General features: G+C 71.4%; 22 protein-coding genes. 13 read left to right on the top strand and 9 right to left on the bottom strand.

The features are described 5' to 3' along the window. The first annotated feature begins 59 nt into the window (after positions 1-59). The 7 genes from JRG78_RS00190 to pknB are packed head-to-tail and all read left to right on the top strand — an operon-like array spanning position 60 to position 8969. Entirely contained in the window at positions 60-767 is a 708-nt protein-coding gene (locus JRG78_RS00190) for an FhaA domain-containing protein (protein WP_259607019.1), read from the top strand. Beyond that, positions 764-1255, top strand: a complete 492-nt coding sequence (locus JRG78_RS00185; RefSeq protein ID WP_259607018.1) for an FHA domain-containing protein FhaB/FipA — start codon at positions 764-766, stop codon at positions 1253-1255. Before JRG78_RS00190 ends, JRG78_RS00185 begins: the two co-directional genes overlap by 4 nt. Before the next feature lie 8 nt (positions 1256-1263). Next, on the top strand, positions 1264-2577 hold the full coding sequence (locus tag JRG78_RS00180) for a PP2C family protein-serine/threonine phosphatase (protein ID WP_272653463.1): 1314 nt from the start codon (positions 1264-1266) through the stop codon (positions 2575-2577). Further along, on the top strand, positions 2574-3956 hold the full coding sequence (locus JRG78_RS00175; protein ID WP_259607016.1) for an FtsW/RodA/SpoVE family cell cycle protein: 1383 nt from the start codon (positions 2574-2576) through the stop codon (positions 3954-3956). Before JRG78_RS00180 ends, JRG78_RS00175 begins: the two co-directional genes overlap by 4 nt. Next, complete coding sequence (locus tag JRG78_RS00170) at positions 3953-5410, top strand: peptidoglycan D,D-transpeptidase FtsI family protein (protein WP_272653462.1); 1458 nt, start codon at positions 3953-3955, stop codon at positions 5408-5410. Before JRG78_RS00175 ends, JRG78_RS00170 begins: the two co-directional genes overlap by 4 nt. Further along, positions 5407-7173 (top strand): serine/threonine protein kinase, encoded by a 1767-nt coding sequence (locus JRG78_RS00165; protein ID WP_272653461.1) that lies wholly within the window; start codon positions 5407-5409, stop codon positions 7171-7173. The genes JRG78_RS00170 and JRG78_RS00165 overlap by 4 nt, the downstream gene beginning before the upstream one ends. Before the next feature lie 44 nt (positions 7174-7217). Then, positions 7218-8969 (top strand): Stk1 family PASTA domain-containing Ser/Thr kinase, encoded by a 1752-nt coding sequence (gene pknB / locus JRG78_RS00160; protein WP_272653460.1) that lies wholly within the window; start codon positions 7218-7220, stop codon positions 8967-8969. A 28-nt stretch (positions 8970-8997) separates the two neighbouring features. Here the strand turns inward: pknB and JRG78_RS00155 are convergent, their stop codons facing one another. From JRG78_RS00155 to JRG78_RS00145, 3 genes are read right to left on the bottom strand one after another with little or no spacing between them, the layout of a single operon-like run. Beyond that, positions 8998-9600, bottom strand: a complete 603-nt coding sequence (locus JRG78_RS00155) for an anthranilate synthase component II (protein ID WP_272653459.1) — start codon at positions 9598-9600, stop codon at positions 8998-9000. Further along, complete coding sequence (locus JRG78_RS00150) at positions 9597-9752, bottom strand: hypothetical protein (protein ID WP_259607012.1); 156 nt, start codon at positions 9750-9752, stop codon at positions 9597-9599. The genes JRG78_RS00155 and JRG78_RS00150 overlap by 4 nt, the downstream gene beginning before the upstream one ends. Beyond that, the gene (locus tag JRG78_RS00145) at positions 9752-10507 is read right to left on the bottom strand and encodes a class E sortase (protein WP_272653458.1); all 756 of its coding nucleotides are present in this window, start codon (positions 10505-10507) and stop codon (positions 9752-9754) included. Before JRG78_RS00145 ends, JRG78_RS00150 begins: the two co-directional genes overlap by 1 nt. Positions 10508-10542: 35 nt before the next feature. On the opposite strand from JRG78_RS00145, the gene JRG78_RS00140 reads away from it, so the two are divergent. Beyond that, a complete protein-coding gene (locus JRG78_RS00140) occupies positions 10543-10782 on the top strand; it encodes a cell division protein CrgA (protein WP_259607010.1) in 240 nt (79 codons plus the stop codon). Between the two features lie 167 nt (positions 10783-10949). Here JRG78_RS00140 and JRG78_RS00135 read toward each other — a convergent pair whose 3' ends face one another. Together JRG78_RS00135 and JRG78_RS00130 are read right to left on the bottom strand one after the other, a co-directional pair. Beyond that, positions 10950-11825, bottom strand: coding sequence for a rhomboid family intramembrane serine protease (locus JRG78_RS00135; protein ID WP_272653457.1), 876 nt, complete (start codon positions 11823-11825; stop codon positions 10950-10952). 25 nt (positions 11826-11850) lie between these two features. Beyond that, positions 11851-12408 carry a peptidylprolyl isomerase gene (locus JRG78_RS00130; protein WP_259607008.1) on the bottom strand — a complete coding sequence of 186 codons (558 nt, stop codon included), beginning with the start codon at positions 12406-12408 and terminating at the stop codon, positions 11851-11853. A gap of 153 nt (positions 12409-12561) precedes the next feature. On the opposite strand from JRG78_RS00130, the gene JRG78_RS00125 reads away from it, so the two are divergent. Both JRG78_RS00125 and JRG78_RS00120 read left to right on the top strand, forming a co-directional pair. Further along, positions 12562-13056: a DNA helicase gene (locus JRG78_RS00125; RefSeq protein ID WP_259607007.1), complete on the top strand. Its 495-nt coding sequence runs from the start codon at positions 12562-12564 to the stop codon at positions 13054-13056. Positions 13057-13196: 140 nt separating this feature from the next. After that, positions 13197-13631: an aminoacyl-tRNA deacylase gene (locus JRG78_RS00120; protein ID WP_259608218.1), complete on the top strand. Its 435-nt coding sequence runs from the start codon at positions 13197-13199 to the stop codon at positions 13629-13631. A 96-nt stretch (positions 13632-13727) separates the two neighbouring features. Here JRG78_RS00120 and JRG78_RS00115 read toward each other — a convergent pair whose 3' ends face one another. Then, the gene (locus JRG78_RS00115; protein WP_259607006.1) at positions 13728-14417 is read right to left on the bottom strand and encodes a DUF4352 domain-containing protein; all 690 of its coding nucleotides are present in this window, start codon (positions 14415-14417) and stop codon (positions 13728-13730) included. A gap of 179 nt (positions 14418-14596) precedes the next feature. Between JRG78_RS00115 and JRG78_RS00110 the strand changes: the two genes are divergently transcribed. Together JRG78_RS00110 and JRG78_RS00105 are read left to right on the top strand one after the other, a co-directional pair. After that, on the top strand, positions 14597-15955 hold the full coding sequence (locus JRG78_RS00110) for a sensor histidine kinase (protein ID WP_259607005.1): 1359 nt from the start codon (positions 14597-14599) through the stop codon (positions 15953-15955). Positions 15956-15980: 25 nt separating this feature from the next. Then, positions 15981-16670, top strand: a complete 690-nt coding sequence (locus tag JRG78_RS00105) for a response regulator transcription factor (RefSeq protein ID WP_259607004.1) — start codon at positions 15981-15983, stop codon at positions 16668-16670. 11 nt (positions 16671-16681) lie between these two features. On the opposite strand, the gene JRG78_RS00100 is transcribed toward JRG78_RS00105, so the two are convergent. The 3 genes from JRG78_RS00100 to JRG78_RS00090 form a co-directional block, all read right to left on the bottom strand. After that, positions 16682-17122 (bottom strand): NUDIX hydrolase, encoded by a 441-nt coding sequence (locus tag JRG78_RS00100; RefSeq protein ID WP_259607003.1) that lies wholly within the window; start codon positions 17120-17122, stop codon positions 16682-16684. 52 nt (positions 17123-17174) lie between these two features. Beyond that, positions 17175-17498 (bottom strand): DUF7882 family protein, encoded by a 324-nt coding sequence (locus JRG78_RS00095; RefSeq protein ID WP_259607002.1) that lies wholly within the window; start codon positions 17496-17498, stop codon positions 17175-17177. A gap of 102 nt (positions 17499-17600) precedes the next feature. Continuing rightward, entirely contained in the window at positions 17601-18239 is a 639-nt protein-coding gene (locus JRG78_RS00090) for a hypothetical protein (protein ID WP_259607001.1), read from the bottom strand. Positions 18240-18391: 152 nt separating this feature from the next. Here JRG78_RS00090 and JRG78_RS00085 point away from each other — a divergent pair, with 152 nt between their 5' ends. Continuing rightward, positions 18392-18838 carry an iron chaperone gene (locus JRG78_RS00085; protein WP_259607000.1) on the top strand — a complete coding sequence of 149 codons (447 nt, stop codon included), beginning with the start codon at positions 18392-18394 and terminating at the stop codon, positions 18836-18838. Positions 18839-18859 lie beyond the last annotated feature (21 nt).

Here is an 18859-nt window from a genome sequence, read left to right as displayed (position 1 = left end):
CGGATCTTCAGGCGGGCTGGCTACGATGTGCGTACCGGTCGGCATGCCAGAGGAGCCCAGTGGGACTACTTGACAGCTTTGAGAAGGGTCTTGAGCGCGCGGTGAACAGCGCGTTCGCGAAGACCTTCCGCAGCGGCATCCAGCCGGTGGAGATCGCCTCGGCGCTCCGCCGCGAGGCCGACACGAAGGCCGCGGTGGTCAGTCGCGAGCGCATCATCACCCCCAACGATTACGTCGTACGCCTCAGCCCCGAAGACGCCGAGCGGATGCGGGGCCTCGGCCGCGCCTTGAACGAGGAGCTGCACGCGCTGCTCACCACGCACGCGAAGACCCAGGGCTACAGCTTCGCCGGGCCACTGTCGATCTCCCTCGAGGCCGACGACAAGCTCTCGACCGGGATGGTGCGCGTCAGCTCCGGCTCGGTCGAGGGACGCGTCTCCTGGCAGGCCGTCGTCGAGGTGGACGGGCGCCGGCATCCGCTCACCAGCGCCCGCACCGTGATCGGCCGCGGCAGCGACGCCGCCATCACGATCTCGGATGCCGGATCCAGCCGCCGCCACGCCGAGATCCTCTGGGACGGCGAGCGCGCGATGCTCCGCGACCTCGGGTCCACGAACGGCACCAAGATCGACGGGCAGAAGATCCGCGAGGCCGCCCTGCCGCCGGACACCGTCTTCACCATCGGCCGGACCGACCTGGTGTTCAGAGTGGTGCCGGTCGCGGCCGGCGGCGAGGACGCCACGCGAGCCTTCGGGGTCGCCCCGTGAGTGAACTGGTCCTCCTCATCCTGCGCATCGGGTTCCTGGTGCTGCTGTGGTTCTTCGTCTTCGGCGTCGTCTACTCGCTGCGCGCCGACCTCTTCGGCGTCCGGGTCCGCAAGCTCCCGGCCGAGCAGGCCGCGGCTGCCCCCGCCGCCCGTCCCGCGCCGGCCCCGAAGCCGAGCGCCCCGTCACCGGGCAGGACGCCGACCAAACTCGTCATCACCTCCGGCCCGAAGGCCGGGCTCGAGGTCCCCCTCGGCACCGAGCCGATGACGATCGGCCGCTCCAGCGAGTCCGGCCTGGTCATCCGCGACGACTACACCTCCAGCCACCACGCCCGCCTCGCCCTGCACGGCGGCGCCTGGACCATCCAGGACCTCGGCTCGACGAACGGCACCTTCCTCGCCGGCGAGCGCATCTCCGACCGTCCGCATCCGATCCCGATCGGCGCGCCGATCAAGGTCGGGGCCACGACCTTCGAGCTGCGGGCGTAACCCGGACCATGGTCTTCGAGGGCTCGAGCGCCGCAATCTCCCACACCGGGAAGGTCCGCTCCAACAACCAGGACTCCGGATACTCCGGGGCCAACCTGTTCGTCGTCGCGGACGGCATGGGCGGACACGCGGGCGGCGACGTCGCCTCGACCATCGCGATCCAGCGGATGGAGGGACTGGACCACGCCTACCCCTCCACCGACGACGCGCAGGCCGCCCTGCAGGCCGCCGCGACGACCGCCGCGGCCGACCTTGTCCGCGCCGCCAAGGAGCGCCCCGAGCTCGCCGGCCTCGGCACCACGCTGAGCGCGATCATCATGGTCGACGACTACGCCGTGATCGGCCACATCGGCGACTCCCGCATCTACCTCTTCCGCGACGACGAGCTCACCCAGATCACCACCGACCACACCTTCGTACAGCGCCTCGTCGACTCCGGCCGGATCACGCCCGAAGAGGCGCGCTACCACCCCCGGCGCTCGGTGCTGATGCGCGTGCTCAGCGACATGGACATCGACCCCGAGCTGGACATGTTCGTCATGCCCACGCTGCCCGGGGACCGCTGGCTGATCTGCTCCGACGGCCTGTCCGGCGTGGTGGACGAGGCGCACCTGCGCAAGGCGCTCCGCCTCGGACTGCCCCCGGGGCGCACCGCCGACAGCCTGCTCAAGCAGGCCCTCGACGGCGGCGCCCCCGACAACGTCACGATCGTCATCGTCGACGTCGGCGGCGCGCATCCGCTCTCCTCCGGCACCGCCACGATCGTCGGCGCGGCATCCAACCCGGCCGAGCTGCCGGTGCCCAGCCCGGCACCCGCGCGGCCCTCGCTCACGGGCTGGCTGCACCCGGTGCTGCAGGCGGCGAACGAGCCGACGCACTTCGAGCCGGATGCCGAGTACTTCGAGGAGATCATCGAGGAGGACCGCCGCCGGGCCCGACGCCGGCGGATCGCCTGGTTCGCCGCGTTCATCGCCGCCGTGCTCGCCCTCGTCGCCGGCGCCTGGCTGGCCTACAGCTGGACCCAGACCCGCTACTTCGTCGGCGCCGACGAGGACAGCGTGGTGATCTTCCGCGGCGTGCAGCAGAACCTCGGCCCGATCGTGCTCTCCACCGAGGTGCGCGACACCGGCATCCTGCTCGCCGACCTGCCGCAGTACCAGCGCTCGTCGGTGGAGCGCACCATCAACGCCCGCTCCCTCGCCGACGCGGACGCGATCACCGAGAGGCTGCGCGACAGCATGCTCCCGCCGGTGACCCCCGAACCCACGCCGACGCCGACCCCGCCGGCCACGCCGACGCCGACCGGAGCGCCGACACCATGACCGCCGTGACCGCAGACACCAGCGTCCTGAAGGCGCTGAAGAAGATCCGGATGCCGCAGAAGCAGCGCAACCGGGAGCTCGCCCTGCTCCTGTTCGCCTGCGCCCTGTCCGGTGCCGCGTTCAGCCTCGTGCAGCTCGGGGCGCTCGGCACCCTCGACCCGCTGATCCTCGCGATCGGCGGCGTGCTCGCGGTGCTGGTGCTCGCCCTGCACGTGGTGCTGCGCTTCGTGGCATCCGACGCCGACCCGTTCGTGCTGCCGATCGCGACCCTGCTCACCGGCCTCGGGATCGCGATGATCTACCGCATCGACATCGCGCAGCGGAACACCGGCTGGGACGCGTACTCCACCAAGCAGCTCGCCTGGACCGCGCTCTCGGTCGCCGGGGCCATCGCCCTCGTGATCGCGCTGCGCAACTACCGCGTGCTGTACCGCTTCACGTATGTCTCGGGCCTGGCCGGCATCCTGCTGCTGGTCCTGCCGTTCATCCCGGGACTGAAGGCGGAGGGCTCCAACGCCGACGTGTGGGTGTCGATCCCGGGCCTGTTCGCGTTCCAGCCCGGCGAGCTCGCCAAGATCTGCCTTGCTGTGTTCTTCGCCGGTTACCTGGTCCGCACCCGGGAAAGCCTCGCCTCGGTCGGCAAGAGGTTCCTCGGCATCACGTGGCCGCGGATGCGCGAGCTGGGGCCGGTCCTGGTGGTGTGGGTGCTGTCCCTCGCGATCATCGTCAGCCAGCGCGACCTCGGCACCGGCGTGCTGATCTTCGGCATGTTCATCGCGATGCTCTACGTCGCCACCGGCAAGACCAGCTGGGTGCTCATCGGCCTCACCGGCGTGGCGGTCGGGGCGTTCCTGGCCACCCGCATCCTGGAGTACGTCCGAGGTCGCTTCCGGAACTGGCTGGACGCGTTCAACCCCGAGGTGATCGCCGCGGACGGCGGCAGCTACCAGCTCGTCGAGGGCATCTTCGGCCTCGCGCACGGCGGTCTGATCGGCACAGGGTGGGGGCAGGGCCGGCCGTACGTGACGCCGCTCGCGCACAGCGACTACATCATCCCCAGCCTGGGCGAGGAGCTCGGCATCGTCGGGCTGTTCGCGATCCTCTGCCTGTACATGGTGTTCGTCAGCCGTGGCCTTCGGATCGGCCTGGCAGGACAGGACGACTTCGGCAAGCTGCTGGCGACCGGGCTGTCGTTCACGATCGCGCTGCAGGTGTTCATCATGGTCGGCGGAGTGACGCGGGTGATCCCGCTCACCGGTCTGACCACGCCGTTCCTCGCCGCGGGCGGCTCGTCGCTGATCGCCAACTGGCTGGTGGTCGCGCTGCTGCTGCGCATCAGCGACGCCGTCCGCCGTCAGCCCAGGGTGGTGATCGGATGACCAGGGAGCTCCGGCGTCTCAGCTTCGTGATCCTGGCGATGTTCCTGTCGCTGTTCATCGCGACGAGCTGGATCCAGGTCGTCGACGCCGACAACCTCGCCCAGAACGCCGCGAACACGCGCACCCGCCTGGACAGCTACGAGATCCAGCGCGGATCGATCGTCGTCGACGGCACCGCGATCGCGACGTCGACCCCGGTCGACGACCGCTACCAGTACCAGCGCGTGTACACGGATGCCGCGATGTGGGCCCCCGTGACCGGCTACTACAACCCGGTGCTGGACTCGTCCACCGGCATCGAGCGCGTGATGAACTCCGACCTCTCCGGCACCGGCGCGAACGCGTTCTTCGGCGAGATCGAGCGGATCCTGTCCGGCCAGCCGCAGCAGGGGCTGAGCGTGGAGCTGACCCTGAACCCCGCCGCGCAGCGCGCGGCCTGGGATGCGCTGCAGGGTCTGAAGGGCGCGGTCGTCGCGATCGAGCCGTCCAGCGGCCGCATCCTGGCCATGGCCTCCACCCCGGGCTTCGACCCGAACACGCTCGCCGGGCACGATCCGGATGCCGTGAACGCCGCCTACGACCAGCTCTCCGCCGACCCCGCGCATCCGCTCTACAACCGCGCGATCGGCGGCGACCTGAACCCGCCGGGATCGACCTTCAAGGTCGTCGTGGCCGCCGCGGCCCTGGCGTCCGGGAAGTGGACCATGGACAGCCAGCTGCCCAACCCGGCGCGGTACACACTTCCGGGCACGTCCACGGAGATCTCGAACGCGTGGGGCGGCACGTGCGGCGACGGGGCCACGACGACCATCGCGGAGGCGCTGCGGCTGAGCTGCAACATCCCGATGGCCGACCTCGCGTACCAGCTCGGCGACCGCACGATCCGCGAGACCGCCGAGAAGTTCGGCTTCAACGCCGAACTGGAGATCCCGCTCGCGGTCACCCCGTCCAGCTACCCGTCCTCGCTGAACGACCCGGAGACGGCGCTGACCGGATTCGGCCAGGGCCAGGTCACCGCGACGCCGCTGCAGATGGCGATGGTCGCCGCCGGGATCGCCAACGACGGCGTGGTGATGACGCCGCGCATGGTGGATGCCGTGATCGGCGACGACTTCGCCGTGCACCGCCAGTACTCCGACACCGTGTTCGGCGAGGTGCTCGACGCGGCAGGCGCCGACGCGATCACCGGCGCGCTGGTCGCCGGCGTCGATTCCGGCGCGGGCACGGGTGCAAGAATAGACGGGGTCGAGGTCGCCGGTAAGACGGGTACGGCGCAGAACGGCGGGTCGCGTCCGCACACGCTGTGGTTCACAGGTTTCGCCCCCGCGGAGAACCCGCAGGTGGCGGTGGCAGTCGTCGTCGAGGACGGCGGTGGAATGGGGCAGTCCGGATCCGGCAATGACATTGCCGCGCCGATTGCCAAAAAGGTCATAGAGGCGGTGCTGGGCAGATGAGGCCGACGCAGGGTGTGTCGTTCGGTGGTCGCTACGAGCTGCAGTCGCGGATCGCGATCGGCGGCATGGGCGAGGTGTGGGAGGCGACGGATCACGTCATCGGCCGCACGGTCGCGATCAAGATCCTCAAGGACGAGTACATGGGCGACCCGGGGTTCCTCGAGCGCTTCCGCGCCGAGGCCCGTCACGCCGCGCTCGTGAACCACGAGGGCATCGCCAGCGTGTTCGACTACGGCGAGGAGAACGGCTCCGCCTACCTCGTGATGGAGCTCGTCCCCGGCGAGGCGCTGTCGACGATCCTGGAGCGCGACGGGGCGCTGAGCGCCGACAAGACGCTCGACATCGTGGCGCAGACCGCGTCCGCACTGCAGGCCGCGCACGCCGCCGGCCTGGTGCACCGCGACATCAAGCCCGGCAACCTGCTGATCACGCCGGACGGCCGCGTCAAGATCACCGACTTCGGCATCGCGCGCATCGCGGACCAGGTGCCGCTGACCGCCACCGGCCAGGTGATGGGCACCGTGCAGTACCTGTCGCCCGAGCAGGCGTCGGGTCACGCGGCTTCCCCCGCCACCGACATCTACTCGCTCGGCATCGTGGCCTACGAATGCCTCGCCGGCAAGCGCCCGTTCACCGGCGAGTCGCAGGTCGCCATCGCGATGGCGCAGATCAACGAGCAGCCGCCGCCGTTGCCGGCGACCGTGCCGATCCCGGTGCAGAACCTGGTGATGGCGATGATTGCGAAGAAGCCGGCGGACCGGCCGTCCTCGGCCGCCACGGTCGCGCGCGCGGCGCAGGCGCTCCGCCGCGGCGACCTGAACTCCGCCGCGATCGCCGTGCCCGCCATCGCGGGTGCGGGCGTGTCGGATGCCGGCGACGCGACCCGCATCCTCACCGGCGTGGGCGATGAGCAGGCCACCCGGATGATGCCGACCACGGCCCAGCTGCCCACCGGGCAGCCGGTCGAGGAGGAGAAGCCCGAGAAGAAGAAGCGCAGCCCGTGGACGTGGCCGCTGATCGCGCTGATCCTGCTGCTGCTCCTCGTGCTCGGCGGCACCCTGTTCGCTCTGTTCGGGAACCAGGGTCAGAGCGGCGCCGACCCGACCGGCAGCCGCAGCTCGGCGCCGGTGCGCACCACGACCGCGCCGCCCCCGTCGCCCACGCCCGACGACCCGGAGCGCGTGGACGTCGACGCGCTCGGCCTGGTCGGCATGACCTGCGACGCGGCCCAGCAGACCGCCGAGAGCGCGGGTCTGGAGGTCACCTGCGTCACCGGGAACACGCCCGCGGAGACCCCCGAGCAGGTGGGCACGGTGCAGAGCGTGGAGCCGCGGGGCACCGTGGAGCAGGGCACGCAGCTCACCCTCACGCTGTTCGCGGAGCAGGTCCCGATCGGGCAGCCCCAGTCGGCACCCACGTTCTCCGGCACCATCCAGGAGGGCGAGCAGGCCACCGTGAGCTGGTCGGCGTTCTCCTGCCCGTCCGGCACCGGCACGGTCACGTCCTACGAGGTGGTGCTCACCAACGCGCAGTTCGCGGCCGGCGGCACGACGCGGGCCTTCGGCCCGAGTGACCGCCAGGCCCCGATCGTCGTCAACGACGGCACCGCCGGCCAGACGGTGACCGCCACCTACCGCGCGTTCTGCGGCGACCGCCCCTCGGAGATGTCGGCCGCCGGCCAGTCCTCGACGATCCTGCCCGCCGTCCCCGTCCCCACGCCGGGCACCGGGAACGGTGCGGGAGAGGGTCAGGGCGAAGGGTAACCTAAGCTAGTTCGTTCAGCCGTCGTCATCTGGGGGGTCGTTTCGTGTCCACGGAGCCGCGCATCATCGCGGATCGCTATCGCGTCGATGAGCTCATCGGGCATGGCGGCATGGCGAAGGTGTACCGCGGCTACGACCTGACCCTCGGCCGCGAGGTCGCGATCAAGATCCTCGACAAGGAGCTCGCGCGCGACACCGCCTTCCGCACCCGGTTCCGGCTCGAGGCGCAGGCGGCGTCGCGGATGTCGCATCCGTCGATCGTGCGCGTGTACGACGCGGGGGACCCTTCGACGGGCTCAGGGTCCGGAGGCTCCGGCTCAGGGTCCGGAGGCTCGGGCTCAGGGTCGGGAGGCACGGCATCCGGCACCGACCTCCCCTACATCGTGATGGAGCTCGTCCACGGCACCCTGCTGAAGGACGTCATCGCGCAGGGCCCGGTGCCGGTGCAGGATGCCGTGCGCTACGTCGACGGCATCCTCGAGGCGCTCGACTACTCGCACCGCGCCGGCGTCATCCACCGCGACATCAAGCCCGGGAACGTGATGATCACGCCGTCCGGCGCGGTGAAGGTGATGGACTTCGGCATCGCGCGCGCCGTCTCGGACTCGTCGTCGACGGTCGCGGAGACCACGCAGATCATCGGCACCGCCGCATACTTCTCGCCCGAGCAGGCCAAGGGCGAGCCGGTCGATGCCCGCACCGACCTGTACTCCACCGGCGTGGTGCTGTTCGAGCTGCTCACCGGCCGGCAGCCGTTCCGCGGCGACTCCGCCGTGGCGGTCGCCTACCAGCACGTGAGCGAGACCCCGGTGCCGCCCACCGAGGTCAACGAGCAGGTGCCGCGCGCGCTCGACGCCGTCGTGCTGCGCGCCCTCGCCAAGGACCCCTACCAGCGCTTCCCGGACGCCGCGAGCTTCCGCGCCGCGCTGGACGCCGCGGTCGGCGGGCGGGAGCCGAGCCGCAAGCAGATCGGGGCGCTCACCAGCGAGCTGTACGGACCGAATCCGCGGCACGCGCAGGAGACCGCCCGCACGCTCCGGCAGCTGAGCACCGACACGACCATGACCCGCACCCAGTCCGGCCCGCCGGTGGCATGGATCTGGGCCGGTGTGGCGCTCATCGCCGTACTCGTGGCATCCGTGCTGTTCTGGGTGGTCAGCCTCAGCATGCGCCCGCCGGAGGTGCCGAGCACCTCGCGCACCGTGCCCAACCTGATCAACATGACCTCCGACGACGCCGAGGAGGCGCTCGAAGAGCTCGGCCTGCACGCGGAGCTGCGCACCGAGCCCAGCGCGGACTTCGACGAGGACCACGTCATCCGCACCGAGCCCGGCACCGGCGCGACGGTGAACAAGGGCGAGGAGATCCTCGTCTACGTCTCCAGCGGCGCGCAGACGGTGTCGGTACCGGTGCTGGAGGGGCTCAGCCAGGAGGCGGCCAAGCAGGCGCTCGAGGATGCCGGACTGGTGTTCGGCACCGTGCGCCCGGAGAACGACCCGCTCACCGGCGAGGGGATCGTCCTCGAAGCCAGTGAGGAGGCCGGCGCCGAAGTGGAGCCGGGCACGGTCGTGAACCTCGTCGTCGCCAGCGGCCGCGTGACGCTGAAGAACCTCACCGGCTGGACGCTCGAGGCCGCCACGCAGGAGCTGGAGAGCCTGTCGCTCACCCCGGTGCCGGTCGCGGTGCCGGACTGCCCGGCCACCACGCCGCACACCGTGTCATCGATGTCGCTCGCCCCGGGCGACATCCCGATCCAGTCCACGGTCGAGTTGCGGCACTGCACCGGCACAGGCTGACCGGCGCCGCCGGCCGCCGCCGGAGCGGTCAGCGCCGCCCGGCGAGCTCCAGCCAGTTCGCCAGCAGCCGGTGCCCGCCCTCGGTGAGGATGCTCTCGGGGTGGAACTGCACCCCGGCGATCGGCAGCGTCTCGTGCGCGATCGCCATCACGGTGCCGTGCTCGGCGCGCGCGGTGACCCGCAGCTCCGGCGGCAGGTCGACCTCCTTCAGCGCCAGCGAATGGTAGCGGCCGGCGGCGAACGGCGACGGCAGTCCGCGGAACAGCCCGGACCCGTCGTGCTCCACCTGCGACACCATCCCGTGCATGAGCTCCGGAGCCGGCACGACGGGCGCGCCGAACGCCGCCCCGATCGCCTGGTGCCCGAGGCAGACCCCGAGCAACGGCATCCGCCGGTCCGCCGCGAGGCGCACCACGTCGATCGACGCCCCGGCGTCCGCCGGCGTGCCGGGACCGGGGGAGACCATCACGGCGTCGCAGCCGTCGAGCAGCGCGCCGCTCGCCGTCAGGGCCAGGGTATCCTCGGCATCCGCCTCGACCATCCGCACGTCCGCACCGAGCTCCCGCAGGTAGCCGATCAGGGTGTGCACGAAGCTGTCGTGGTTGTCGACCACGAGCACCCGCGTCGTCATCCCAGATCCACCTCGGCCGGGGTGATCAGCGGGCTGATCCACGGGAAGACGTGGAAGAACAGCGCATACAGCACCAGCGCCACCAGGATCAGCAGGATCAGCACCCGCACCCACCAGGGACCGGGCAGCAGGCGCCACAGCGCGGCGTACATCAGGAGACCCCCTCGGTCAGCGAGGCCGGCGGGCCCTCCGCCCGCGGCTGGAAGCCCTCGAACACCCCGTACGCGACGATCCGCTCGGCGAGGGAGTACATCGGCGAGCATGCCGTCAGCGTGATGAACCGTTCGCCGGTCTGCATCTCCGGCATCTGCGGCACGTCCAGCAGCACCTCGGTCTCGTCCGGGCGGACGTACTCGAGCGTGCGGAAGCGGTAGGTGTACCAGCCGACCTCGGTCTCCACGACGATGGCGTCGTTCAGCCGCAGCCGGTCGATCTCGTGGAACGGCCGGCCCCACGTGGTGCGGTGGCCGGCGACGGAGAAGTTGCCGATCTCGCCCGGCATCTTCGACTGCGTGTACACGCCGATGCCGATCCGGTCGAGGGTGCGCGCCCGCGTGGTGCCCCCGGCGATCGGGACGTTGTAGTCCGCGCCGAAGCGGGGCACGCGCATGGTCGCGAAGACCTCGGCGTCGTCCGGATGCTCGAGCACGGGCGGCTCGTACACCGGCGCCGGTCCGTCGGCGATCACGGGCGGCGGCTCCGGTACCGGCTCGGCGGCCCATCTCTCGGTGAGCTCGGTGCCGCGCTCGTTGTTCTGCGCGCCGATGATGACGTCGCCGATCCACATCTGCCAGGCGACGAAGAGCAGCACGAGCACGCCGGCCGTCAGAAGCAGCTCACCGAGGACGCTGGTGACGGTGGCTCTCGACCGCCGTCGCGCCGGGCGCGCGGGAGCCGTTGCCGTCATGAGGGAATTCTATGCGCCATGGCTAGACTGTCGGCATGGCACGAGACCGCAGATCTGAAGAGCCCGCCGTCGAGCGCGCGGAGGGCGAGGAGGCTCCCAACGCCGTCTGGTTCAAGCCGGTGATGGTCGGCTTCATGCTCCTCGGGCTGGTGTGGATCCTCGTCTACTACATCTCCGGACAGGCGCTGCCGATCCCGGGCATCCAGGCGTGGAACCTCGCGATCGGCCTGGGCATCGCCCTGATCGGGTTCCTGATGACGACACGCTGGCGCTGACCGGCATCCGTTCGCGGCGCCCTCTCACGCGGTGAGGGGGCGCCGTCGCATGTCCGGGCGGATGCCGAGCGGGGAATCACATGTGTGTAATTCTCCCCACCTGGGTACAGACCTGTGGATAACTTCGCGGGATGCGCGCCCGGCCGCGCGCGGGATGCGCGCCGGCGTCAGATCCGGATGCCGAGGACCATCGCCGGGACCAGGAAGGCGATGGCGAGCAGCGCGGCCACGAGCGCGGCCAGCAGCACGATCTGCCAGACCCGCTGAGCGGGTCGGCGGGTGCGGGCGTAGATGAGCCCGATCAGCGCGCCGATGGCGGCGCCGCCGAGGTGGGCCTGCCAGGCGATGTGGAAGCCGGGCACGAACCCGATCACGAGGTTGATGCCGAGCACGACGAGGATGCCGCGGATGTCCGCGCCGATGTGCCGGCCGATCACCAGCAGCGCGCCGAGGAGGGCGAACACGCCGCCGGATGCCCCGACGGTCGCGATCCGCGGGTCGAAGCAGGCCACGGCGACCGAGCCGCCGAGCCCGCCGATGAGGTAGAGCGCGACGAAGCGCGCGCGTCCCAGCATCGGCTCCAGGCTGCGGCCGATCATCCAGAGCGCGAGCATGTTCAGCAGGAAGTGCATGATGCCCGCGTGCACCAGCATGGCGGTGAGCAGCCGCCACGGCTGGAACGGGATGCCGGGAATGCCAGGGAGGATGTACACCCCGGCGAAGAGGAGCACCTCGGAGATCACCGGGACGAACAGCTGCAGCGCGCCGACGAACGCCGTCAGCGCCATGATCGCGTAGGTCGCCAGGGGCCGGGTGTCCGCCGCGACCGCGCCGATCCAGCGCCGCTGCGCACGGCGCTGCGCGGGCGTGCGGTTCCTGCGCATCTCGGTCATGCACTCGGGGCAGATCACCCCGACCGGTGCCTGGGTCTGGCACTCCGGGCAGATGGTGCGCAGGCACCGCTGGCAGAGCACGAAGCTCTGCCGATCCGGATGCCGGTAGCAGAAGTTGTCGCGGTTGCTCGTGAACTCTGGCGTCGTCATCCGGATCGGCTCGTGCTCTCGCCGATCAGGCCGCGACGATGTCGATCGAGTGCAGCACGACCGGCTCGATCGGGCGGTCACCGGCACCCGTGGGCACGGCCGAGATGGCGTCGACCACGGCCTTGGAGGCGTCGTCCGCGACCTCGCCGAAGATGGTGTGCTTGCCCTGCAGCCACGGGGTCGGGTCGGTGGTGATGAAGAACTGCGATCCGTTGGTGCCCTCGACCTGGCCGGTGATGGCGTTGCGGCGCAGGCCCGCGTTCGCCATGGCGAGCACGTACGGCTCGTTGAAGTTCAGCTCGGGGTGGATCTCATCGTTGAAGGTGTAGCCGGGGCCGCCGACGCCCTGGCCGAGCGGGTCGCCGCCCTGGATCATGAAGTTCGGGATGATGCGGTGGAAGATGACGTCCTTGTAGAGCGGACCCTCGCCCGGCTTGCCGGTGGCGGGGTCGGTCCACTCCTTGGTGCCGTCGGCGAGGCCGACGAAGTTCTTCACGGTGTTCGGGGCGTGATCGCCGAACAGGTTGATGACGATGTCACCGTGGTTGGTGTACAGGGTTGCGACGTGTGAGGCGTGAGGCATGCTGACATTCTCGCAGAGGCCGCCCGGGGACGGGCTGCGGATGCCGGAACGCGTATTGTGGCGCACCCGCAGCGGATGCGCCAGATCACTGCCCGCATCCAGCCTGATCTGGCAGGATGGGCCCATACGGACTCCGACCGACGGGAGAGCAACGTGAACCTCAGCCGCAAGCGTAAGAAGGAACTGCGCAAGCTTCAGGAAGAGGCCAGACGACTCTGGGAGTCGCAGCAGGTGCTCGTCGGCCACGCCGCCGACATCGCGCGGGAGGCCGGCCGCCAGCTCGGTCACCTCAACCGCGAGCAGGTGGTCCCCGTCGTGCAGGATGCATACAACCGCCGTCTCGCCCCGGTCGTCGACCGCGGTGTGAAGATCGGCCGCCACGTGGTGGACGACAAGGTCGTCCCCGCCGTGGGCGGCGTCGTCGGCTCGGCGCTGTCGGCCTGGGATGTCGCGAACGCCAAGCGCCACGACATCATGAACCGGTTCGCGCCGCCGCCGAAGAAGAAGGGCCCGGGCGTGGGCTCGGTGATCGCGATCGTGCTGGGTGCGGCCGCCGCCATCGGCGTCGTCTTCGCCGCCTGGCAGGCGTTGCGCGCCGACGACGAGCTCTGGGTCGCCGACGACCCGCTCTCGCCGCCGAACGCGTGACCTCCCCGTCCTCCCGGTCGTCGAACGAGGTCGCCGCAGGCGACCAGGGCGGTGCATCGAGCGAGCCGGCGGGTCGACGTGACGAAGAACCCGACCCGCACGCCCGCGTCCGCGCCGCCGCATCCGCTCGCGGCCTCGAGATCGAGATCGTGAAGCGCCCCGCGGCGCGCAACCTGCACGAGGCCGCCGCCCTGCTCGGGCTGCAGCCGTCCGACATCGTGAAGACGCTCGTGGTGAAGCGCGCCTCGACGAGCTCGGCACCCGAGGGGGAGTACCTGTTCGCCCTCGTACCGGGCGGGCGTGCGATCTCGTGGCCCAAGCTGCGCGCGGTCGTCGGCGTGAACAGGCTGCGCCTGCCCGAGCCCGAGCTCGCGTTCGCAGCGACCGGGTACGAGCGCGGCACGATCGTCCCGATCGGCAGCACGCACGACTGGCCGGTGTACGCCGACGAGACCATCGTCGGGCGCCGCATCGCGATGGGCGCCGGCAGCCACGGCTTCAGCCTGTTCACGGATGCCGATGCGCTCATCCGCGCCTACGGCGCCACGGTCGCGGACATCTCCGTCCCGGAATAGCACCCGCGCCCGCCGCCCGCCGCACGCACCACGGTGCCCGCCGTCAGCAGACGACGGGCACCGCGACCGCATCCCCAGCGCGGTCGGTGGGCGGGGTCAGGTCAGCGCGATGGTGACCGACTTCCCGCCGAACATCCCCGGCTGGAACTCCAGGGTGTGCGGCGCCGTGCCGGCCGGCAGGTCGAAGACGACGATGCCGCTGGCGGTGTTGCCGGGGTTGATCTGCTCGAAGGCGAATCCGGTGTCCTGCAGGTACAGCGACGCGGTGGGGTGCGCCTCGAACTCGCGGCCCTCGGCGTCGCGCACGGTGAAGCTCGAGGAGATGATCGTCTCGGCGGCGGTGCCGGTGTTCGTGACGTCGATGTGCAGCAGCGTGAAGGCGCCCTGCGCCTGCTCGGAGGCGTACTCGCCGCCGACGCTGGGCACGCCGGTCTCGATCGAGGTGACGGTGATCTCGAAGCCGTCCATCACGACCTTCTCGCCGATCCCGGGCATGGGCGTCTCCGCCGGCTCCTCGGCGGGCTGATCCTCGGCGGCGCCCTCGGCGGGCTGATCCTCCGCCTGCTTCTCCGCGGCCGGCGCGGATGCCGACTCGGGGGACCGGTCGCCGCCCCCGGCGACGGCCCCGACGACGCCGAGCACGACGACGCCGGCGATCACCCAGAACCACCAGCGGGTGAGGACCGACCTCTTCCGCTCGGGCGCCGGCGGCGGAACGGGGGCCGCGGGGGCGCCGTACGGAGCGGCCGGCGGCTGCGCGGGCGGGGTGGGGATGCTGTCGGACATGGTGCTCTCCGTTCGGACGTGGGGCGGCTGCTCGGTCGAGCGCCGCGGTCCTCTCACGCTAGGAACGGGGCCCGCCCGGCATCCTCCTCCCCCCGGCTGGACCTCGCCAGCCGATCGGCTGGATCGCACCGGCCGCGAGGCGGAAGCGGATGCGGGAGGCCGGCCCTACTCTCGGATGCATGCACCTCCCGTCCCGCGCCGACGCCCCGCACCGCACCGGCGTCACGCCCGCCCCCGGCGTCCCGTCCCGGATCGACGCCGTCGCCGACCGCGCTGTCGCCTCCGGCCGCCGGATGGTGGCGCAGGGGCTCCGGGCCGGCGGCTCGCTGGGTCTGTACGTCCTCGGGATCATGGTCACGGCGTGCGGCGTGGCGAACGTGCCGGGCGCCGCCCACCCCGGTGCCGGGCGGAGCATCGAGGTCACCGATCTCGGGACCGGTCTGTTCATGCTCGGCATGCTCGCCTGGGTGGCGGTCTTCTTCCGGCGTCGGCAGCCGGCCGTGCCGCTCGCCGCGGGTGCCGTGCTGGCTCTGGTGGGCATGGAGTACCTGCTGCTCCTGCTGGGCGCAGCGAGCGCGCTGCTGCGCTGGCCGGTGAAGGCACGGCGGATGGCGACCGGTGCCGCGGCCGCTCTGGTGCTGGTCTTCGTCCTGCGCGAGATGTTCACGCCGTGGGGCGACGCGGACATCCTGCTCACCTCGGTGGCGCGCAGTGCCGGTGAACCACCCTCGTTCGTGCTGGGCGCGGCCCTGACCATCGGCATCGCGGCGCTCTCGGTGGGCGCGGCCTTCGGTCTGGCGATCCTGGTGCGGACGCGGCGGGAGAGCCTGGCGCTGCGCAACCGCGTCAGCGTGGAGCACGACCGGGCTGAGAGCCTGACCGCCGAGGTCGGCCGGCAGGCGGAGCGCGAACGTCTGGCGCGCGACATCCACGATGCGTTGGCGCACCGGCTGTCGGTGATCTCCCTGCAGTCGGGGGCGCTCGAGGAGGCGGCGCGCTCGCAGGACCAGGCCGTCGCCCAGGCCGCGCAGACCCTGCGCCATCAGGCGCACGCCTCCCTCGAGGACCTGCGCGGGCTGCTCGGCGAGCTCCGCCGGGAGCCGGGCACCGCCGCAGACACCGATGCGGCCGTGCCCCCGTCGATGGCATCCATGCGCACCATCGGCCACCTCATCCGCACCGTGCGCCAGAGCGGGGCCGCGGTGGACGCGTTCGTGCTCATCGACGACGCCGAGCACGCCGGTGCGGCGCTGGACCGCACTGTCTACCGGATCGTGCAGGAGTGTCTGACGAACGCGCTCAAGCACGCGCCCGGATCCCCGGTGTCGGTGTACGTCGAGGCCGCGCCGTCCAGCGGGGTCCGCATCCGCGTGAGCAACCCGCTGCCGGGCGCCGCGGGTTCAGGCGTCGCCGGCGCCGGACGCGGCCTGAACGGCATCCGGGAGCGCACAGAGCTGCTCGGCGGCACGGCGTGGATCGGCGAGACGCAGGGGGAGTTCCTCGTGGACGTCACCCTGCCGTGGCCGCCGCGGACGTGACCGGCGAGCGACCTATATTCGTCGTATGAGCAGTCCCGACGGCGTCTCGCCCGCGATCCGCATCCTCATCGTCGACGACGACGCCCTGGTGCGGCAGGCGCTGCGCGGTATCCTCTCGGCCGCCCCAGACCTCGAGGTGATCGGGGAGGCGTCCGGCGGCGGCGAGGCGATCGAGATCGCCCGTCGGCATCGTCCCGACGTCGTGCTGATGGACGTGCGGATGCCGGGGATGCCGGGCGACGAGGCGACGACGGCATTGCGGGAGCAGCTGCCGGACACCCGCGTCATCGCGATCACGAGCTTCGACTCCGGGGACTACGTGATGCGGATGCTGGAGGCCGGCGCGCAGGGGTTCCTGCTCAAGGACGCCGAGCCCGCGGACTTCATCCGGGCGGCGCACGCCGTGATGAAGGGCGACGGCTTCGTGTCGCCGCGCAGCACCGCGCACCTGATCGCGCGGTTCGCCGCGGAGGGCGACGAGGCCGCACGCCGCATCGCCCGCGAGCGCTTCGGCGCGCTCTCGCCGCGGGAGAAGGATGTCGCCGTGCTCGCGGCCGAGGGCGCCTCGAACCAGGAGATTGCCGACCGGCTGCATCTTTCCGTGGCGACGGTGAAGACCCACCTGGAGGCGGCGCGGATCGCGCTCGGCGCGCGCAACCGGGTGCTGCTCTGCATCGCGGTGGAGCGGGCGGGCTTCGGGCCGGGAGCCTTCTGAGTCGCGGTGTTCTAGGCCGCCGCGTCCCCGCCCAGCAGTCCGGCCATCCGCAGGGCGATGTCCACCAGACGCACCCGCTGCAGGCCGGCGATCTCGTCGAGGGTGAACCAGCCGGCCATGTCGGTGGAGCCGTTGCGTTCGAAGCGCAGCGTGCCGCCGGTGACGCGCGCCCGGTAGACGATGCGGAGGGTGTGCAGCGGGGCATCCGCATCGTGCACGCGACGCCCGGCCGGGATCACCCGCGAGTGGATGCCGAGCAGGCCGGTCGACTGCACCGTGTACCCGGTCTCCTCGCGCACCTCGCGGCGCATCGCGACCTCGGGATCCTCGCCGGGCTCGAGCCCGCCGCCGGGCAGGGTCCACGCCACGCGGCGGCCCTCGGTCCAGCGCGCCAGGAGGACGCGGTCGTCGTCATCGGTGACGACCGCGTACGCGGCGACACGCAGATCCATGGATCCACCTTAGTGGCGGGCCGCGGCATCAGATCGGCCCGCACCGTCCGCGTCAGCTCGGCTGACCCTCGGACGGGGCGCGCTTCTCGGGGGTCAGCTGGATCCCGCCGCTGCTGTTCGCCGATGCGGCGAGCTCGGCCAGCCACGGCGAGCTCAGCTCGGGCGGCTCCGGCTCGTCGAACACGAAGCGGAGCGGAATGGACGGATGCAGCCAGAGCGTGGATCGCCCCCGGGCGTCCTCGCCGTCATGCCGCCACGACAGCGTGAAGCTCTCCTTGCGGCGCAGTTTCGTGGCGATGACGACCTTGAGGTGTGCCAGGGTGCGGTCGTCCATCTCGATCGGGTCGGCGAAGTCGCCGTAGAAGAGGAGTCCCATTTCGAGAGGACGCTACGGCACCGGCGACGCCGGACCGCGGGCCGGCACGATTCCGGTCCGCGATGCGCACACCTTCTTCGTCTCCGGTATCCGCCGGCGGCGTCAGCGTCGTTCGAGGGCTTCCCGCGGCGCGCCGCCGCCGGCATCCCTGACCGCCGCGTCGAAGAACGTGGACCGGAACGTGCTCAGGGTGGTCAGCAGGGCGTGACGCACCAGGCTCGACTCGATGAGGGGGTCGTCCCCGGCGGCCGCGGAGGCCGAGAGCAGGTAGTCGAAGGCCCGGTTCCAGTGGCGACCTGCGGTGCGGTCACGCGGCACCGCGTCGGTCAGCCGCAGCCGGAGCAGGTCGTCCCCGGTGATGCGCCGGGCCAGGCGCTGCGCCTCGGCGCGGTCGAAGACGAGCGCACTGACGTCCGCCGTGCCCTCCCAGTGCGCCTCGACCTGCGCGCCGTCGGTCGCCCAGGGCACCGAGGTGTCCAGGTGCGAGCGGCCGCTGCGGACCCATCCGTTCGGCGTCGTGACGCGGCAGGCGAAGAGCTGGTCCTCCGGCTGCACCGCCGAGTCGACGGTGGCGGTGAGGGCGTAGCGCACGATCGACATCCCGCCCAGGGACACCGAGCACCACTGGAAGCCGAACGGCTTCGGGTCGAGGTTCTGCACCCGCGCGGAGGGCACGTACCGCGTCCAGATCTCCTCGACGTCCGCCGCATCGCGCGAGGCCAGCCGCAGGACGTCTGCCATGCCGCCTCCCGTCACCTGAACGATCCAGCTTCCAGCGTACGGTCCCGGTGACGACCGGGCGCCGGCCGGCGGATCGATCAGGATTCGAGAAGCCGGCGTGCTCCGGCATCCGTAGCCTGAAGTCGTCGCCCCTCGAAAGCAAGGAGAGAGCCATGGCAGACCACGAGAAGAACTTCACCGCGGAGGAGCGCGAGGCCATGAAGGCCGCGGCGGCGGACAAGCGCAAGGCGCGCACCCGGGCGAAGAAGTCACCCGAAGAGGTGCGCGCCGAAGGCGAGGCCGATCTGAACGAGGCGATCGCGAAGCTCAGCGGGGACGACCGCGCCCTCGCCGAAGGGCTCCACGACCTGGTCGCCGAGGTCGCGCCCGACCTCGTCCCTCGGACGTACTACGGGATGCCGGCGTGGGCGAAGGACGGCAAGGTGCTGTGCTTCTTCCAACCGGCATCGAAGTTCAAGACCCGGTACGGAACCTTCGGCTTCGAGCAGCCCGCGAACCTCGACGACGGAACCCTGTGGCCCACGGCGTACGCCGTGCTCGCGCTCACGGAGGAGAACCGGGCGCACCTCGCGGAGAGGCTCCGGCGCGCGGTGAGCTGAGGTCCGGCGCGCCCCCGCCTC

The sequence above is a fragment of the Microbacterium sp. EF45047 genome, from assembly GCF_028472845.1.
GTDB classification, from domain to species: Bacteria; Actinomycetota; Actinomycetes; order Actinomycetales; family Microbacteriaceae; genus Microbacterium; species Microbacterium neungamense.
This window is presented reverse-complemented; position numbering and strand designations above follow the sequence as displayed.

What these genes read in the sequence shown, in the direction of transcription:
- JRG78_RS00090 (WP_259607001.1), bottom strand. Translation starts at nt 18,239, where the DNA reads ATGGCAGACGTCCTGCGGCTGGCCTCGCGCGATGCGGCGGACGTCGAG.
- JRG78_RS00100 (WP_259607003.1), bottom strand. Translation starts at nt 17,122, where the DNA reads ATGGATCTGCGTGTCGCCGCGTACGCGGTCGTCACCGATGACGACGAC.
- JRG78_RS00155 (WP_272653459.1), bottom strand. Translation starts at nt 9,600, where the DNA reads ATGACGACGCGGGTGCTCGTGGTCGACAACCACGACAGCTTCGTGCAC.
- JRG78_RS00130 (WP_259607008.1), bottom strand. Translation starts at nt 12,408, where the DNA reads ATGCCTCACGCCTCACACGTCGCAACCCTGTACACCAACCACGGTGAC.
- JRG78_RS00085 (WP_259607000.1), top strand. Translation starts at nt 18,392, where the DNA reads ATGGCAGACCACGAGAAGAACTTCACCGCGGAGGAGCGCGAGGCCATG.
- JRG78_RS00140 (WP_259607010.1), top strand. Translation starts at nt 10,543, where the DNA reads ATGGCACGAGACCGCAGATCTGAAGAGCCCGCCGTCGAGCGCGCGGAG.
- JRG78_RS00135 (WP_272653457.1), bottom strand. Translation starts at nt 11,825, where the DNA reads ATGACGACGCCAGAGTTCACGAGCAACCGCGACAACTTCTGCTACCGG.
- JRG78_RS00170 (WP_272653462.1), top strand. Translation starts at nt 3,953, where the DNA reads ATGACCAGGGAGCTCCGGCGTCTCAGCTTCGTGATCCTGGCGATGTTC.
- JRG78_RS00115 (WP_259607006.1), bottom strand. Translation starts at nt 14,417, where the DNA reads ATGTCCGACAGCATCCCCACCCCGCCCGCGCAGCCGCCGGCCGCTCCG.
- JRG78_RS00165 (WP_272653461.1), top strand. Translation starts at nt 5,407, where the DNA reads ATGAGGCCGACGCAGGGTGTGTCGTTCGGTGGTCGCTACGAGCTGCAG.
- JRG78_RS00095 (WP_259607002.1), bottom strand. Translation starts at nt 17,498, where the DNA reads ATGGGACTCCTCTTCTACGGCGACTTCGCCGACCCGATCGAGATGGAC.
- JRG78_RS00110 (WP_259607005.1), top strand. Translation starts at nt 14,597, where the DNA reads ATGCACCTCCCGTCCCGCGCCGACGCCCCGCACCGCACCGGCGTCACG.
- JRG78_RS00105 (WP_259607004.1), top strand. Translation starts at nt 15,981, where the DNA reads ATGAGCAGTCCCGACGGCGTCTCGCCCGCGATCCGCATCCTCATCGTC.
- JRG78_RS00180 (WP_272653463.1), top strand. Translation starts at nt 1,264, where the DNA reads ATGGTCTTCGAGGGCTCGAGCGCCGCAATCTCCCACACCGGGAAGGTC.
- JRG78_RS00175 (WP_259607016.1), top strand. Translation starts at nt 2,574, where the DNA reads ATGACCGCCGTGACCGCAGACACCAGCGTCCTGAAGGCGCTGAAGAAG.
- JRG78_RS00150 (WP_259607012.1), bottom strand. Translation starts at nt 9,752, where the DNA reads ATGTACGCCGCGCTGTGGCGCCTGCTGCCCGGTCCCTGGTGGGTGCGG.
- JRG78_RS00145 (WP_272653458.1), bottom strand. Translation starts at nt 10,507, where the DNA reads ATGACGGCAACGGCTCCCGCGCGCCCGGCGCGACGGCGGTCGAGAGCC.